Below are 14,818 nucleotides of genomic sequence, written 5' to 3' on the forward strand. Positions count from 1 at the left end.
GCGCCGGGGTGGTGGCGGGGGCCGGTGGGCGGGCCGCTCAGCGGCGGCGGGTGCGGGCGACCAGGACGAGGAAGGCGAGCGCCAGCACGATCGGGACGGCGTGCGAGACGCCGACCACGGTCAGCGGGCTGACCACCGCCAGCAGTGAGCCGCTCAACAGCATCCCGGTGCCCATGCCGACGTTCTCGGCGGACGCGAGGATGCCGAAGGCCTCGCCGCGCCGCTCGTCGGCGAGGGCCTGGATCCGGGTGGTGTAGGAGATCTCGGTGAAGCCGTCACCGAGGCCGGCGCCGATCGCGACCAGCAGGAAGAGCGGGGTCGGGAGGTCGGTGAAGACCAGGATGAAGCAGGCGGACATCAGGCAGGTGCCCAGCGCGAAGCCGCGCTCGCCGGGCTCGATGCCCCGGCGCAGCATGAACCGGGAGACCAGTTGCTGGGCGCCGAGGTTGCCGATCGCCCAGGTGGCCCAGAAGGTGCCGAGCAGTGCGGCCGGGTTGTCGGGGGAGGACAGGTTGGCGAAGACCGGCAGGCTGATGTTGTGGGCCGCGGAGCCGAAGGCGTCCAGCAGTCGGATCCCCGCCATGGCGCCCACCACCGGAGCGGCCCGCAGGACGACCAGTGCCTGCCACCGGGGGCCGCGCTTCCCGGCTGCCGGCGCGGGTTCCTCCGGTTGGGTCGCGGGTTCCTCCGCCGGGACGGCCCGGGTGGGCAGGGGCAGCCGGATCACCAGTGCCCCGAACAGGACGAAGCTGGCCGCGTCGATGAGCAGCGCGGCCCGGAATCCGGCCCAGGCCACCACCACGCCCGCGGAGGCGAAGCCGAGCACCATCGCCGTCGAACGGCAGCTCGCCATCAGGCTGTTGGCCCGGGCGCGGCGCTCGGCACCGACCATCTCGGGGATGCTGGTCCGCAGCGCGACGGAGGCCACCGCGGCGGCGCCGCCGAGGACCAGGGCGAGCGGGTAGAGCACGGGGATGCGCATCGAGGCCGGGACGAGGGCGACGACGACCAGTGCCAGCGCCTGGGCCAGGGCGCAGCCCGTCATCAGCCGCCGTCGCTCCAGCCGGGCCACCAGCCGTCCGGCGACCAGCCCGCCGACGAGGCCGCCGCCCAGTCGCAGGACCAGGTACCCGGCCGTGCCGAGGGCGTTGCCGGCGGCCTCGTAGGCGAACAGGCTCAGCGCGACCAGGTCGAGCTGGCTCCCGTACATGTTCAGGGCGTCGCCCGCGGCCAGCCGGTAGAAGACCCGGGGCAGCTTGCTCGTGGTCTGGTGCGTTGCTTCCAATGCGGTGTCCGGCACCGTGGTCCCCCCGGGCACGCCATATATGGCGGTTCAGTGTGACATTGCACCGCAACCTAGAGGGTGAACGGGTGTCAGATCAATGCTTAGATCATTTCCTGTCCAAAAGATCGCGCACTCGGCCGACTTACTGTCATCTTTCGCGCCACCCTGGCCAATTGTTGGCGTACGGACAGGCGGGCGGAGTGATCGACGCGGGGGTCAGCGGCGGCCGAAGAGCCTGCCGAACCAACCCTTGCCCGCGCTGCCCCGGGCGGCGCAGTCGCAGCGGGCGGACGCGGGCACCCCGGCCAGGACCTGCTCCACGTGCATCCCGCACCCGGCGAAGGTCGGCTTCCCGCAGGTGCGGCAGGCGACTCGTCGGCACATCCCGTTCTCCGTTCTCCGGGCCCCCGGGGGTGGGGCCGCCCTGTCAATATACCCCACCCCGTATTCGTAATGTCGGATTCGTCCGGCCGCCGGGGCCGGAACGGCGGCAGGGCGAGACCGGTGCGCGGAGAACCGGCGTGCAGAGGGTCCGCGTGCGGGAAACCGGCGTGCGGAGAAGGAGTGCGCCGAGAAGGGGCGCCGAGGAGGGAGCTGTCAGGCCGTCCCGGGCCGGGCCTGCGGAATCGCGTACGTCAGCGTGGCGCTGGCCACCAGGACGCCGTCGGCGTCCAGCAGCTCGGCCAGGACCACGCACAGCCGGCGCCCGAACTTGGCCGTCCTGGCGTGCACGCGCAGCGCCCCGGGGCGCGGCCGGTTGAGGAAGCTGATCTGCAGCGAGCTGGTCAGCGCCATCAGGGTGGGCCCGAGCCGGGCGTTGATCAGGAGGAACGCGGCCAGGTCGCACAGCCCGGCCTGCTCCGGGCCCGAGACGGTGCCGCCCGGGCGGGTGCGCAGCCGGTCGCCGTCCACCGCCATGGTCAGGGCGTGGCCGTCCACGTCGGTCACCCGGCAGGCGGCGTAGTCGGGGAACTGGTCGGTGATCAGCTCATTGAGCCGGTCGGGGCCCAGGAGGGCGTCGACGGTGGCGACCCCCGTGTTCGAGTCGGTGGTCATGGGGGTCAGCGTAACCGTCGGCCCGGCGGTACGCCCGGCGTGGTCCAGGCCTGCTTCCGGCCAGCTTCGTTTTCCGTGGTCAACCGCCAAGATCCGTTACAGGAACGATAATTGCGCATGTCGCGCCGGTGTCGCGATGGCCGGAACCAGTCCCTCCGGCGCTGTCGGGTGGCCGAATCCGTCCGGCACGATTCGTGAGGGACCTTGTTCGGCCCAAAATGCAGCACCTACGCTCCGAGGAAGTTCAGCGGAGCCGCCACGGGGCTCCGCCGGCCGCTGGGGGGCGGCGTCCTTTTCCTTGTGGTCGTCATCGAGAGCCTCGGTGGAAACCGCCCCGGCCGCTCCCACCCGACCATGTCCTGCTTCGGATTCCTGCTTCAGAGACGGGGTGTTGTGCCATGGGGATTTCCATTCTGGACGACGAGGCGGTGGTGGTCCGCACGCCCGACGAGTTCCTCGCGATGCCGGAGGAGTACCGGGAGATCGCGATCCGCGGCATGGTGGTCAACACCGAGGGCGAGCTCTCCGGCGGCGACGACTACGTGCAGGTCTTCCTGCCGCTGGCCCCCGACGCGGAGGAGCGGCAGGTCTGCGCCGAGCGTGCCGCCGAGGAGTACGACCACTACAAGATCGGCAAGCGGGTCCTCGCCGAGATCGGCGTGGACACCGGCTACATGGAGAAGCAGACCCTGGCCGAGCGGAACCTGTTCCGGGCCCAGGAGTTCCACAACTGCACCACCTGGGCCGAGCGCGGGATCTTCTCCTACATCGGGGAGGAGACGGCCATGGTGATGATCTCCGAGTTCGCGCAGAGCAGCTACCGCCCCTGGGCCGACGCGGTGCGCACCATCATCCTCGACGAGAAGGTGCACATCGCCCACGGCGCCCGGGTGTGCCGCAACCTCGCCGCCACCGACGACGGCCGCGAGCAGCTCCAGCAGGCCCTGGACCGGCTGTGGCCGACCTTCATCCGGATCTTCGGCAGCCCGCGCTCCGAGCGCGCCAGGCTGGCCGTCCGCTTCGGCCTGCGACAGACCACCAACGGCCAGGCCTGCGACCTGTGGCGGGAGAAGGTCACCCCGCGCATCAAGAACCTGGGTCTGCGCCTCCCGGAGTAGCAGTCGCAGCAGCACGCCGATCCCGCGACTCCCGAGGAGCCCACCGCCATGGCAACACCCGTCACCATCGAACAGCGCCCGCTGAGCCGGCGCGAGGCCAAGGCGCGAACCGCCGAACTCCTCGCCGACCGGCCCGACCTGGCCGAACGTCTGCACCGGCTGCGCCGGCTGGGGCGCGAGGTCCGGTCCTGCGAGGTCCACCTCACCAACACCTGCAACATCCGCTGCAAGGGCTGCTGGTACTTCGAGGGCGGCTTCGACACGGCCGTCAAGGAACTCTCCGACCTGGACCGCATCCGGGCCTTCGCCCGCAAGCTGGCCGACGACGGCGTCAACCAGGCCACCCTGATCGGCGGCGAGCCCACCCTCGTCCCGCGCCGGGTCGAGGCCTTCGTCGAACAGCTGCCGTACATCACCATCTCCACCAACGGCCTGCGCCCGATGCCCAAGCAGGGCTTCGAGAAGATCGCCATCGCGGTCAGCATCTTCGGCGGCGGCCCGCTCGACGACGACCTGCGCGCGATCCGGGTCAACGGCTCCAAGTTCACCGGCCTGTTCGACACCGCGCTCAAGCACTACCGCGACGACCAGCGGGCGCTGTTCATCTACGCGCTCTCCGAGGCCGGGGTCGAGCACATCGAGCCCACCGTGCGGAAGATCGCCGAGAACGGCAACATCGTCACCTTCAACTTCTACAGCGAGCACGGCACCGAGACCCCGCTGAAGATCGCCAATGAGCAGCGGGTGCTGGACGAGGCGCAGCGGGTCAAGGACCTCTACCCGCACGCGGTGGTGAGCCACCCGTACTTCATCCGGACCCTGGTGACCGGCCGGACGCACTGGGGCGGCCGCTTCGGCTACGACGTCTGCCCCAGCCTCAGCGTCGACGCCCCCGAGCACGAGGACCGCGTCGCCAACGGCAACCCGGTCATCCCCGGCTTCAACGTCTGGGGCGCCGACTACGAGTCGCTCCAGTTCTGCTGCACCTCCGGCGACTGCGGCGGCTGCCGGGACAGCCAGGCCGTCTACAGCTGGCTGGTGGTCAGCGCCAACCGTTTCCTGGACGACGCGGCCCGGCTGGAGCAGTGGCTGGACATCGCCGAGAGCTACTGGCGCCAGTGGCACTGGGCCCCGTACCACGCGAGCAAGGCCGGCCCCACGGCCTGAGCCCACCGCCCCTGCGCGCCGTCCCCGGCCACCGCCCCCACGGCACCGCCCGTACGTCCCCCGCACCGCCACCGCCGCCCCGCGCGGACGAGGAGAGCCATGCCCGACACACTGGACCGCACCGCCATCGAGAACTTCGTCGTCGACGCCCTGGTCGACCTCGGCGTCGAACGCGAGGGCATCGTCGACGACGCCGCCCTGGACGAGCTGGAGATCGACTCGCTCGACATGGTCGAGCTCAGCCAGTCCATCCGCAAGCAGCTGGGCATCCCGGTGAAGCCCAAGGACTTCGACCAGCTGTACACCGTCGGCGAGGTGCTCGCCCTGTGCCGCCACAAGGCCGGGCTGGAGTGACGCCCCGGGCCGTCGTCACGGGCCTGGGCGCGGTGACCCCGCTGGGCGTGGGCGCCGACGAGCTGCACCGGCGCGCGGTGGCCGGCGAGAGCGGGCTCGCCGACGGGCTCGGGCTGTGCCGGGACTTCCGGCCCGCCGACCACCTGTCGCGCCAGCAGATCCGCCGCACCGACCGCTTCACCCAGCTCGCGCTCGTGGCCGCCGCCGAGGCCCTGGCCCAGGCGGGATGGACGGACGGCCCGCCGCCCTACCCCGCCGAGCGGGTCGCCTGCGTGGTCGGCTGCGCGCTCGGCGGGACGGCGAGCTTCGAGAGCCAGGCCGAGGTGCTCCGGCAGCAGGGCGGGGACTTCGTCTCCCCGCTCATGGTGCCCGCCATGATGGCCAACGCCGGGGCCTCGCAGATCGCCCAGCGGTACGGCTTCCGGGGCGAGGCGCTCTGCCTGGCCTCGGCCTGCAGCAGCGCGACCCAGGCGATCGGCACCGCCCTGCTGCTGCTCGCCGCCGGCGCCGCCGACGCGGTGGTGGTCGGCGGCGCCGAGGCCTCCACCTCCGACCTGGTGCGGGCCGCCTTCCGGACCGCCGGCGCGCTGTCCGAGAGCGGCCGCTCGGTGCCCTTCGACCGCGACCGGGACGGCCTGCTGATCGGCGAGGGCGCCGGAATCCTGGTGCTGGAGACGGCCGGTGGCGCCGCCGCCCGGGGCGCCACCGTGCTCGGCGAGGTGCTCGGCTACGGCGCCACCTGCGACGCCCACCACCTCACCGCCCCGGACCCGACCGGGGAGCCCGCGGCCCGCGCCGTCACCCTGGCGCTCGACGCGGCCGGGGTCACCCCCGGACAGCTCGGCTACCTCAACGCGCACGGCACCGGCACCGTCCTCAACGACCGCTCGGAGTGCGAGGCGCTGCGGCTGGCCCTCGGACCGGCTCTGGAAGGGATTCCGCTGTCCTCCACCAAGTCCTGCACCGGCCACCTCTTCGGCGCGGCCGGCGCGGTCGAGGCCATCGCCACCCTGCAGGCGCTGCGCCACGCCACCGCCCCGCCCACCGTCGGGCTGCGCGAGCCCGACGAGAAGCTCGGCCCGCTGAACCTGATCCACCGCGCCACCGCGCTCGCCGCCCCCACCCTGCCCGGCGGCCGCCGGGCAGGGCTCTCCACCTCCTTCGGGTTCGGCGGACACAACGCGGCCCTGGTGCTGGCCGCAGCCGACGCGATCGGTACGACGAAAGGCCAGGAGTGATGTTCGGCTTCCACGGACGCCGCTATCTGATCACCGGGGTGCTCAACCAGGACTCCATCGCCTGGCACACCGCCAGGGCGCTCCAGGAGGCGGGCGCGGAGGTCCTGCTCACCGGCTTCGGCCGGGCCCGGCGGATCACCGAGAAGGCGGCGGACGTCCTGCCCCGCCCCACCGAGGTGCTGGAACTGGACGTCACCCGGCCCGAGGACTTCACCCGGCTGGTCAAGGAACTGGAGCAGCGCTGGGGCGGGGTCGACGGCGTGCTGCACGCCGTCGCCGCCGCACAGCAGACGGCGCTGAGCGGCAACTTCCTCACCACCCCGCCCGAGGCCGCCGGACAGGCGCTGCACACCGCCGCCGTCTCCCTGCACTCGCTGGCCACCGCGCTCGCCCCGCTGCTCACCGCCGACGGACGGCGCGGCAGCGTCGTCGGGCTGGACTTCGACGCCAGCGGCGCCTGGGCCGGCTACGACTGGATGGGCGTGAGCAAGGCGGCCCTCGGCGCGGTCTGCCGCTACCTGGCGATGTACCTCGGGCCGTCCGGCATCCGGGTCAACCTGGTGGCGGCCGGCCCGGTGGAGACCGTCGCCGGGCAGGCGATCAGCACCTTCGACCGGATCGCCGACCGCTGGCAGGCCGAGGCCCCGCTCGGCTGGGACCGCAGCGACCCGGCCGTGGTGGTCGGACCGGTGCTGTTCCTGCTCTCCGACCTCGCGGCCACCGTCAGCGGGGAGATCCTGCACGCGGACGGCGGGATGCACGCCGTCCGGATGGGTACCGGCCCGGCCTTCGCGGAAGGGGGCGCGGCATGACGGCCGCCATCGTGGGCGTGGGCGCGGCACTGCCCGAACGCGTCGTCCCCAACGCCTACTTCGAGCGGATCGGCGCCTCCCCGGAGTGGATCGTCAAACGGACCGGCATCGAGGAGCGCCGCTTCCTCGCGCCGGACGGCCGGCTCGCCGACCTCGTGGTGGCCGCCGCCGAGCAGGCGCTGCGCAGCGCCGGGCGCACCGCCGCGAGCATCCGGCACGTCGTGGTCGCCACCATCACCCCCGACCGGGTCACCCCCGGGGTGTCGGTGGAGGTCGCCGCCCGGCTCGGGATGCCGCAGGCCACCGCCTTCGACCTGCACGCGGCCTGCGCCGGGTTCGTCTACGGCCTGGACCACGCCGCCGCGCTGATCGAGACCGGCCGGGCCGGGGCGGTGCTGGTCTGCGGCGCCGACGCGCTGACCCGGATCACCGACCACGAGGACCGCGGCACCGCGGTGCTGCTGGCGGACGGCGCCGGCGCCGCCGTGGTCGCCGACGTGCCCGGCGCGCCCGAACCGTGCTTCTCGCTCGGCAGCGACGGCGAGCAGATCCCGCTGCTGTACGCCGACCGGGACGACCGCAAGCTGCGGATGGACGGCCGGGAGGTGTTCGACCACGCGGTGGAGAAGATGTCCGCCGCCACCCGGGAGGTGCTCGCCCGGCGCAGCCTGACCTGCGAGGACCTCGACCTGTTCGTCGCCCACCAGGCCAACGCCCGGATCGTGCGCGCGGTCGGCAAGGAGGTGGGGCTGCCCCCGGAGCGGCTCTACCTGAACGTCCACCGGGTCGCCAACACCTCGGCGGCCTCGATCCCGCTGGGCCTGACCCACGCCCGCGAGGAGGGCCTGCTGGACGGCCCGAAGCTGCTCGGCCTCGCCGCCTTCGGCGCGGGCATCACCTGGGGCGCCGGGGTGATCGGCTGGCGGCCGGGCGCCGGCGCCGACCGGGAGGCGCGGGCGTGAAGACCCCCCGGTTCCCCGTGATCGCCGAGATCGCCGCGCCCGACGGGGCCCGGCTCACCGTCCGGGCACTGGCCCGGCCCGAACCGGCCGCCCCGGTGGTGATCGTCCTGCCGGCGATGGGAACGGCCGCCCGGCACTACACCCCGCTGGTCCGCGCCCTGCACGCGGCCGGCCTGAGCGTGGCCACCTGCGACCTGCGCGGCCACGGCGAGAGCCGGCCGGTGCCGCGGCACGGGGTCGCCTTCGGCTTCCGCGAGCTGGTCGAGCACGACTTCGGGGCGGTGCTCGACGCGGTCGCCGGGGCGTTCCCGGGCGCGCCGCGCCTCCTGCTCGGGCACAGCCTGGGCGGGCAGCTGGGCCTGGTGCACTGCGGCGTCTTCCGGCCCCGGCTCGCCGGCGCGGTGCTGGTGGCCAGTGGATCGGCCTGGTACCGGACCTTCGGCCCGCGGGCGGGCCTGCGACGGCTGGCACTGAGCCAGTTCTCGATCGTCGCCTCGGCGGTGGTCGGGTACTGGCCGGGCGAGCGGTTCGGCTTCGGCGGCCGCGAGTCGGCCCGGCTGATGCGGGACTGGGCGCGGCAGATGCGCACCGGCCGCTACCGGGTGCGCGGCGCGGTCACCGACTACGAACGGGCGCTGGCCCGGGTCGACCTGCCGGTGCTGGCCGTGGACGTGCAGGGCGACGAGCTCGCGCCGCCGCGGGCCGTCGACCACCTGTGCGCCAAGCTGCCGTCGGCCCGGGTGGAGCGCTGGAGTTACACCGCCGAACAGGCGGACGGCCGCCCGCTGGACCACTTCCGCTGGATCCGGCACAACCGCGGGCTGGTGGAGCGGATCGCGCCGTGGATGCTCGCCGCCGCCGCGGGCGCCGCCGCGGGCGCCGCTTCGGGCGACGCCTCGGGCGCCGACGAGAGCGTCGGTGAGCGCACCGGCGAGAGCGCCGCGCCGCGCGGCGGCGTCCGACCGACCGTATGACGATGAGACCGAGCCCCGCCGCCCCGAGGAGCGCCCGCATGTCCGCCGTCCCCGACCCGTCCGACAGAAACGCCGACGCGCCGCACGGCGGCCCCGGCCGACCGCCCGGCCTCCCCGGCGACCCGCACGGCATTCCCGACCTGCTCACCGCGACCGCCGCGCGCTGTCCGGAACACCCCGTCCTGCGGCTCGACGAGGAGGTGCTGAGCTTCGCCGACCTGGACGCGCTCAGCGCCCGGGCCGCGTACTGGCTGGCCGGGCTCGGCGTCGCGCCCGGCGACCGGGTCGCCGTGCTGCTGCCGAACGTGCCGCAGTTCGCGGTGCTGTACTACGGCATCCTGCGCGCCGGGGCGGTGGTCGTCCCGATGAACCCGCTGCTCAAGGCCCGGGAGATCGAGCACTGCCTCGCCGACGCCGGGGCGGCCCTGCTGCTCGCCTGGCACGCGGGCACCGAGCAGGCGGTCGAGGGCGCGCGGCGCACCGGCACCCGGCTGGTCCCGGTCGAGCCCTCCGCGCTCGCCGCGACGCTCGCGGAACAGCCGGACGGCCCGCCCCGGACCGCGGGACGCGGGGGAGAGGACACCGCGGTCATCCTCTACACCTCCGGCACCACCGGGGCGCCCAAGGGCGCCGAACTGACCCACCGCAACATCGTGGCCAACGTCCGGGCCGGCGTCCAGGTGCTGGGGATGGTCGAGCGGGACGTGATCTTCGGCGGGCTGCCGCTGTTCCACTCCTTCGGCCAGGTGATCGGCCTCAACTGCGCGGTGGCCGTCGGGGCCTGCATGACCCTGGTGCGGCGCTTCGACCCGCAGGCCGCGCTCGCGGTGATCCAGCGCGACCGGGTGAGCGTCTTCCTCGGCGTCCCGACCATGTACACCCTGATGCTGACCCACCCGCAGCGCGCCGGGTACGACGTCTCCTCGCTGCGGGTGTGCCTGGGCGGCGGCGCGTCGATGCCGCCGGAGGTGCTGCGCGGCTTCGAGACCGACTTCGACTGCGTGGTGCTGGAGGGCTACGGGCTGTCCGAGTCCTCGCCGCTGGCCTGCGCCAACCGGAGCGACCGGGAGCGGATCGCGGGCACCATCGGCATCCCGATCGAGGGCGTGCGGATGCGCATCGTCGACGAGTCGGGCACCGAGGTGCCGGACGGCACGGTCGGCGAGGTGGTGATCCGGGGCCACAACGTGATGAAGGGCTACTGGCGCCGCCCCGACACCACCGCGCGGACCGTCCGGGACGGCTGGCTGCACACCGGGGACCTCGGCACCCGCGACGAGCGGGGCGACTTCCGGATCGTCGACCGCCGCAAGGACGTCGTGATCCGCGGCGGCTTCAACGTCTACCCGCGGGAGGTGGAGGACGTGCTGTACGAGCACCCGGCGGTCGCCGAGGCCACGGTGATCGGCGTCGCCCACCCCACGCTCGGCCAGGAGGTGGCCGCCGCCGTGGTCCTGCGCGCGGGCGCCTCGGCGACCCCGGAGGAGATCCGCGGCTTCGTCCGGGAGCGGGTGGCGCCGTACAAGTACCCGCGGCTGGTCTGGACGGTCGACGCGCTGCCCAAGGGGCCGACCGGAAAGATCCTCAAGCGCGAGGTCGTCGTGCCCGAGGAGGAGTCGAGCCGGCTCAAGAGCTGAGCGGGCCCGGGAGTTGAGCGGGCGCTGGAGCCGAACAGGCCCCGGCGCCGGTCGGCCCCGGCGGGTCGGGCGGCCCGGTCGGGCCGCCCGGGGCGGTCAGACCACCCGCCGCATCCAGCCGTGGACGTCCTCGGCGCGCCCGTACTGGATGTCCAGCATGTGCTCGCGGATCGCGACGGTCTGCTTGCCGGGCGAGCCGGTGCCGACGGTGAACTCGTAGCCCTCGCCCTTGAATCCGACGATCGGGGTGACCACCGCGGCCGTCCCGGCGGCGAACACCTCGGTGATCGTGCCGTCGGCGGCACCGGCCCGCAGCTCGGAGAGGGTGATCGGGCGCTCCACCGGGGTCAGCCCGAACTCGCCCGCCAGCGCCAGGATCGAGTCCCGGGTGACCCCGTCGAGGATGTTGCCCAGCGCGGGGGTGACCAGCTCGCCGGCCGAGGTGACCAGGCACAGGTTCATCGTGCCGGACTCCTCCAGGTCGCCCTCGCCGCCGGTGTCGTCCAGGAACAGCACCTGGTCGCAGCCGTGCTTGCGGGACTCCAACTGCGCGGCCAGGCTGGAGGCGTAGTTGCCGCCGCACTTGGCGGCGCCGGTGCCGCCCCGCCCGGCGCGGGTGTAGTTGCTGCTGACCCAGAGCGTGATGCCGGTGACGCCGCCGGCGAAGTACGGGCCGGCCGGGCTGGCGATGACCGAGTAGGCGATCTGCTCGGCGGGCCGGACGCCGAGGAAGGCCTCCGAGGCGAACATGAACGGCCGCAGGTAGAGGCTCTTCTCGTCGGTGGAGTCCGGCACCCACGCCTCGTCCGCGCGGACCAGTTCCCCGATGCTGTCGAGGAAGTCCTCCTCCGACAGCACCGGCAGGGCGAGCCGCTCGGCGGAGCGGGCGAAGCGGCGGGCGTTGAACTCCGGGCGGAACAGCCAGACGCTGCCGTCGGCGTGGCGGTAGGCCTTGAGCCCCTCGAAGATCTCCTGGGCGTAGTGCAGCACGGCGGCGCTCGGGTGCAGCGAGTACGGCACCAGCGCGGTGACCTTGCGGTCGTGCCAGCCCTCGGCGGGCGTCCAGGTGGCCGTGGCCATGTGGTCGGTGAAGAATTTGCCGAACCCCGGTGCGGCGAGGATGGTGCGTCGCTCCTCCTCGGGGACGGGATCGGTCGTCCGGAACAGAGGGAATGCGCGACTCATCGTCAACTCCTCGACACCACTGTGGAATCTGTGCGAACCGACGCCAATGACCGGCGCCATACCCGTCATGCTAACGGTCGTCAGCCGGACGTGATACGCCGCGACCCGGCCGAGCCCCGATCCGCCGGCTCCCGCGGGGGCCGACGGATCGCGGGATTCCGGGGTTCCCGGCCTACCGGTGGCTGGTGCGGAGGTCGCCGACCAGGCCGTCGAGGGCGGTGCGCAGGGCCCCGGAGTTGGCCTGGTCGAACCAGGTGGTGCGGATGCGCTCGTTGCTCCCGCCCGGGGTCTCGTGCTCGGCCGCGAGGCGCTCCAGCGAGCGGGTCCCGTCGCCGAGCGAGCGGCCGACGTCCTGGTAGATGCCGCGGACGAAGCGGTCGGCGTCCCCGGCGGGAATGCCCTGGTCGACGGCCCAGGAGACGAGCGTGGTGAGGAAGGCGTAGTGGGTGGTCTGGGTCGAGGTCAGTGCGGACAGGACGCTGAGCGCGACCTCGTCCGCGACCGGGAGCGCCCCGCCCAACCGCTCGAACAGGGCGTCCGCGTCGGGGTGCGAGGGGTGGACCACGGTGAGGCAGCGGCGCTCGCGCACGGTGGGCAGCGGGATGGCGTGGGTCACCGCCGCGTCGGTGGCCAGCACCCGGCGCAGCTCCCCGGTGCCGACGCCGGGCACCACATTGACCACGACCCGGTCGTCGGGCACGTGCAGGCCGGTCAGAGCCTCGCGCCAGTCCTGGCGGCGCAGGGCGATGATCACCAGCTCGGAGCCGTCCACCACCTCCTGGTTGTCGGCGCACACCCGTACGTCCTCGTACCGCTCGGCCAGCTCGGCCGCGGTCCGGGCGCCCCGCGGCGAGAGCAGGACCTCCGGCCCCGGGTCGTCCCCGTGGCGCAGGCCCGTCACGATGGCCCGGCCGATCTCGCCCACTCCGATGATGCCGACGCGCTTCACGGTCACTGCCTCCGGTGTGTGTGGTGGTCGCGCGGGCAGCTCGTCCTGCCCGTCGCGATCTTCTCCGCAGTAGTGTGACCACCGCGCCGCCCTGCGACACGCCGCCGCCGGCCCGGGCGCGAACCGACCCGGTACGCTCCGCCGGAACTCCCGCGCGCGGCCGGCTCTTCGACGACCGGCGGCACACCGCACCGTCCGCCGTGTCATCGACACGCGCGGTGACGGGTAGACCGTACGGGTGAACACCTTCGGCAGGACCATGGCCATGAACGCCGTCAAGGACTCCTCCCGCAGCCCGGGCCGTGCCCGCGCGCGGGGCGGGCGCACCGTCAAGGTGCTGCCGCCCGACCGGATCGGCGGGTCCCTCCCACCCGGGGGCGGCGGCCGCGACTCCCCGAGGACCGCGATCCGCGCCCCGCGTGCGAGCGTGCGCGCCGCCGCCTTCGCGTCCGCCACCGGGATCGCGTCCGGTGCCGGTGCCGCCTCCGGTGGCGAGGCCGGGGTGGGTCCGGCATGACGCCTCGGAACGAACCCCCTCCTCTCGTCATGGTCCGCACCGCCGTCCTCCCGCCCTGCCGACGCTGCGGAATCCCGGCCCTCCTGACCGCCCGTTACCCGCACTCCTGGCCGAATCAGGCCGGGAAGCAGGTGACCGGCTTCAAGGAGACCGCTCTCTGCCCCGCCTGCGACGAGGGCGACCCGGCGGCGACCGGCCTCCTCACCCTCCTCGGCGCCCCGGTCCCCGGCCGTCTCGCCGAGCTCTGGGCACTCGTCCACCAGTGGGTGAGCGCCATCCGCCACCGCACGCCCGACCTGGCGGACCTGGAGGACGAGGCGGCCCGGTTCAGGTCCGGAGAGCTCTGAACGCGCTGGGCCGAACGGTGGTCCGCCCGCGTCGATCGACATGGCGCGGAACGCCGTCGAAACCGGATGCCCTCGCACCGAAACTCGAACAGCGGTGCGGATTCACCCGTGTGCGCAGCGTGGTGTGCTGCCCGGACAAGGGTGTGAGCAGGGTGGTTCCATCCCCCTCTCACCTCGCTGAAAGGCAGGAACCATGGGCATATCGCTGTCCCGCCGTTCGATCTCCTCCGCCGCCGTGGTGGCGCTCGCGACCTGTGCGGTCGCCGCCACCGCGCCACCCGCGTCGGCCGCCCAGGACGGCGGCAGGCCGGGCGGCGGCGGGAGGCCGACGGTGGTCCTGGTGCACGGCGCGTTCGCGGACGCCTCCGGATGGAACGACGTCGCCACGCGCCTCATGGACGACGGGTTCACCGTCCTCGCCCCGCCCAACGAGCTGCGCGGTCTGACCGAGGACGCCGCCTACGTGGCCAGTTTGCTCAAGAGCATCAGCGGCCCGATCGTGCTGGCCGGCCACTCCTACGGCGGAGCCGTCATCACCCAGGCCGCCGCCGGGAACCCGAACGTCAGGGCTCTGGTCTACGTGTCGGCGTTCGCGCCCGACGTGGGCGAGTCCCCGGCCGAACTCTCGACGAAGTTCGCGGGCAGTGACCTCGCCACCGCGCTCAACCCCGTCCCCTTCACCGGCACCGGCGGAGGCGGAGTCGACCTCTACATCCAGAGCGAGAAGTTCCGCGCCGTCTTCGCCGCCGACCTGCCGGAGTCCCGCACCCGGCTGATGGCCGCCGAGCAGCGCCCCGTCTCCCAGGTCGGGTTCGCCGAGAAGGCCACCGCCGCCGCCTGGCGCGACATCCCGTCGTGGTTCGTCGTCTCCCGGCAGGACCGGGCAATCGCCCCCGACCTGGAGCGCTTCGAGTCCAGGCGCGCCAAGTCGCGCACCGTCGAGATCGACTCCTCGCACGTGTCGATGATGTCCCACCCCGACGAGATCGTCCGCCAGATCCGCGAGGCAGCGGGCGCCGCCGCCGGCGGCGCTGCCGCGGCCCCGGCCGAGCTCGCGGCCGAGCTCGCGGCGACCGGCTCCCACGGGCGGGCCGTCGCCGCGGTCGGCGCGGTCGGCGCCGCCGCGCTGCTGTCCGGCTCGGTGCTCACCCGCGTCACCCGCCGGCGCGGCACCCGCTGAGCGGTCGGCCCGGCCGGGCCGGCCAGGGGCCTTGTCC

General features: G+C 73.7%; 16 protein-coding genes. 11 read left to right on the plus strand and 5 right to left on the minus strand.

The genetic code is table 11. From position 1 onward, the window contains the following. Window positions 1-37 precede the first annotated feature (37 nt). The 3 genes from ACWGKU_RS25670 to ACWGKU_RS25680 form a co-directional block, all read right to left on the minus strand. Complete coding sequence (locus tag ACWGKU_RS25670) at window positions 38-1,285, minus strand: MFS transporter (RefSeq protein WP_401055265.1); 1,248 nt, start codon at window positions 1,283-1,285, stop codon at window positions 38-40. A gap of 216 nt (window positions 1,286-1,501) precedes the next feature. After that, the gene (locus ACWGKU_RS25675; protein ID WP_359898406.1) at window positions 1,502-1,669 is read right to left on the minus strand and encodes a hypothetical protein; all 168 of its coding nucleotides are present in this window, start codon (window positions 1,667-1,669) and stop codon (window positions 1,502-1,504) included. A 213-nt stretch (window positions 1,670-1,882) separates the two neighbouring features. Further along, window positions 1,883-2,341, minus strand: a complete 459-nt coding sequence (locus tag ACWGKU_RS25680; protein ID WP_452179085.1) for a PaaI family thioesterase — start codon at window positions 2,339-2,341, stop codon at window positions 1,883-1,885. A 398-nt stretch (window positions 2,342-2,739) separates the two neighbouring features. Here ACWGKU_RS25680 and ACWGKU_RS25685 point away from each other — a divergent pair, with 398 nt between their 5' ends. From ACWGKU_RS25685 to ACWGKU_RS25720, 8 genes are all read left to right on the plus strand, one after another. Further along, a complete protein-coding gene (locus ACWGKU_RS25685) occupies window positions 2,740-3,459 on the plus strand; it encodes a Phenylacetic acid catabolic protein (RefSeq protein ID WP_380356263.1) in 720 nt (239 codons plus the stop codon). Between the two features lie 48 nt (window positions 3,460-3,507). Next, on the plus strand, window positions 3,508-4,626 hold the full coding sequence (locus ACWGKU_RS25690; protein WP_401052956.1) for a radical SAM protein: 1,119 nt from the start codon (window positions 3,508-3,510) through the stop codon (window positions 4,624-4,626). 99 nt (window positions 4,627-4,725) lie between these two features. Further along, window positions 4,726-4,980, plus strand: coding sequence for an acyl carrier protein (locus ACWGKU_RS25695; RefSeq protein ID WP_359898410.1), 255 nt, complete (start codon window positions 4,726-4,728; stop codon window positions 4,978-4,980). Continuing rightward, entirely contained in the window at window positions 4,977-6,218 is a 1,242-nt protein-coding gene (locus ACWGKU_RS25700) for a beta-ketoacyl-[acyl-carrier-protein] synthase family protein (protein WP_452179086.1), read from the plus strand. Before ACWGKU_RS25695 ends, ACWGKU_RS25700 begins: the two co-directional genes overlap by 4 nt. After that, complete coding sequence (gene fabI, locus ACWGKU_RS25705) at window positions 6,218-7,030, plus strand: enoyl-ACP reductase FabI (protein ID WP_452179087.1); 813 nt, start codon at window positions 6,218-6,220, stop codon at window positions 7,028-7,030. The genes ACWGKU_RS25700 and fabI overlap by 1 nt, the downstream gene beginning before the upstream one ends. Continuing rightward, window positions 7,027-7,992: a beta-ketoacyl-ACP synthase 3 gene (locus tag ACWGKU_RS25710; protein WP_380548350.1), complete on the plus strand. Its 966-nt coding sequence runs from the start codon at window positions 7,027-7,029 to the stop codon at window positions 7,990-7,992. Before fabI ends, ACWGKU_RS25710 begins: the two co-directional genes overlap by 4 nt. Beyond that, a complete protein-coding gene (locus tag ACWGKU_RS25715; protein WP_452179088.1) occupies window positions 7,989-8,966 on the plus strand; it encodes an alpha/beta hydrolase family protein in 978 nt (325 codons plus the stop codon). Before ACWGKU_RS25710 ends, ACWGKU_RS25715 begins: the two co-directional genes overlap by 4 nt. A gap of 38 nt (window positions 8,967-9,004) precedes the next feature. Next, the gene (locus ACWGKU_RS25720) at window positions 9,005-10,603 is read left to right on the plus strand and encodes a long-chain-fatty-acid--CoA ligase (RefSeq protein ID WP_452179089.1); all 1,599 of its coding nucleotides are present in this window, start codon (window positions 9,005-9,007) and stop codon (window positions 10,601-10,603) included. Between the two features lie 96 nt (window positions 10,604-10,699). Here ACWGKU_RS25720 and ACWGKU_RS25725 read toward each other — a convergent pair whose 3' ends face one another. Both ACWGKU_RS25725 and ACWGKU_RS25730 read right to left on the minus strand, forming a co-directional pair. Then, window positions 10,700-11,788 carry a branched-chain amino acid aminotransferase gene (locus ACWGKU_RS25725; protein WP_452179090.1) on the minus strand — a complete coding sequence of 363 codons (1,089 nt, stop codon included), beginning with the start codon at window positions 11,786-11,788 and terminating at the stop codon, window positions 10,700-10,702. Window positions 11,789-11,960: 172 nt separating this feature from the next. Beyond that, complete coding sequence (locus tag ACWGKU_RS25730) at window positions 11,961-12,743, minus strand: NAD(P)-binding domain-containing protein (RefSeq protein ID WP_452179091.1); 783 nt, start codon at window positions 12,741-12,743, stop codon at window positions 11,961-11,963. A 232-nt stretch (window positions 12,744-12,975) separates the two neighbouring features. Between ACWGKU_RS25730 and ACWGKU_RS25735 the strand changes: the two genes are divergently transcribed. From ACWGKU_RS25735 to ACWGKU_RS25745, 3 genes are all read left to right on the plus strand, one after another. After that, window positions 12,976-13,254 carry a hypothetical protein gene (locus ACWGKU_RS25735; RefSeq protein ID WP_452179092.1) on the plus strand — a complete coding sequence of 93 codons (279 nt, stop codon included), beginning with the start codon at window positions 12,976-12,978 and terminating at the stop codon, window positions 13,252-13,254. Further along, the gene (locus tag ACWGKU_RS25740) at window positions 13,251-13,601 is read left to right on the plus strand and encodes a DUF6300 family protein (protein WP_452179093.1); all 351 of its coding nucleotides are present in this window, start codon (window positions 13,251-13,253) and stop codon (window positions 13,599-13,601) included. Before ACWGKU_RS25735 ends, ACWGKU_RS25740 begins: the two co-directional genes overlap by 4 nt. A 193-nt stretch (window positions 13,602-13,794) precedes the next feature. Next, entirely contained in the window at window positions 13,795-14,781 is a 987-nt protein-coding gene (locus ACWGKU_RS25745) for an alpha/beta fold hydrolase (protein WP_452179094.1), read from the plus strand. The last annotated feature ends 37 nt before the right edge of the window (window positions 14,782-14,818 follow it).

The sequence above is a fragment of the Kitasatospora sp. NPDC054768 genome, assembly GCF_053612025.1.

Bases quoted from the DNA above. Each gene is read 5' to 3' on its own strand.
- ACWGKU_RS25675 (WP_359898406.1), bottom strand. From the start codon at position 1,669: ATGTGCCGACGAGTCGCCTGCCGCACCTGCGGGAAGCCGACCTTCGCC.
- ACWGKU_RS25680 (WP_452179085.1), bottom strand. From the start codon at position 2,341: ATGACCACCGACTCGAACACGGGGGTCGCCACCGTCGACGCCCTCCTG.
- ACWGKU_RS25685 (WP_380356263.1), top strand. From the start codon at position 2,740: ATGGGGATTTCCATTCTGGACGACGAGGCGGTGGTGGTCCGCACGCCC.
- ACWGKU_RS25690 (WP_401052956.1), top strand. From the start codon at position 3,508: ATGGCAACACCCGTCACCATCGAACAGCGCCCGCTGAGCCGGCGCGAG.
- ACWGKU_RS25695 (WP_359898410.1), top strand. From the start codon at position 4,726: ATGCCCGACACACTGGACCGCACCGCCATCGAGAACTTCGTCGTCGAC.
- fabI (WP_452179087.1), top strand. From the start codon at position 6,218: ATGTTCGGCTTCCACGGACGCCGCTATCTGATCACCGGGGTGCTCAAC.
- ACWGKU_RS25710 (WP_380548350.1), top strand. From the start codon at position 7,027: ATGACGGCCGCCATCGTGGGCGTGGGCGCGGCACTGCCCGAACGCGTC.
- ACWGKU_RS25720 (WP_452179089.1), top strand. From the start codon at position 9,005: ATGTCCGCCGTCCCCGACCCGTCCGACAGAAACGCCGACGCGCCGCAC.
- ACWGKU_RS25725 (WP_452179090.1), bottom strand. From the start codon at position 11,788: ATGAGTCGCGCATTCCCTCTGTTCCGGACGACCGATCCCGTCCCCGAG.
- ACWGKU_RS25740 (WP_452179093.1), top strand. From the start codon at position 13,251: ATGACGCCTCGGAACGAACCCCCTCCTCTCGTCATGGTCCGCACCGCC.
- ACWGKU_RS25745 (WP_452179094.1), top strand. From the start codon at position 13,795: ATGGGCATATCGCTGTCCCGCCGTTCGATCTCCTCCGCCGCCGTGGTG.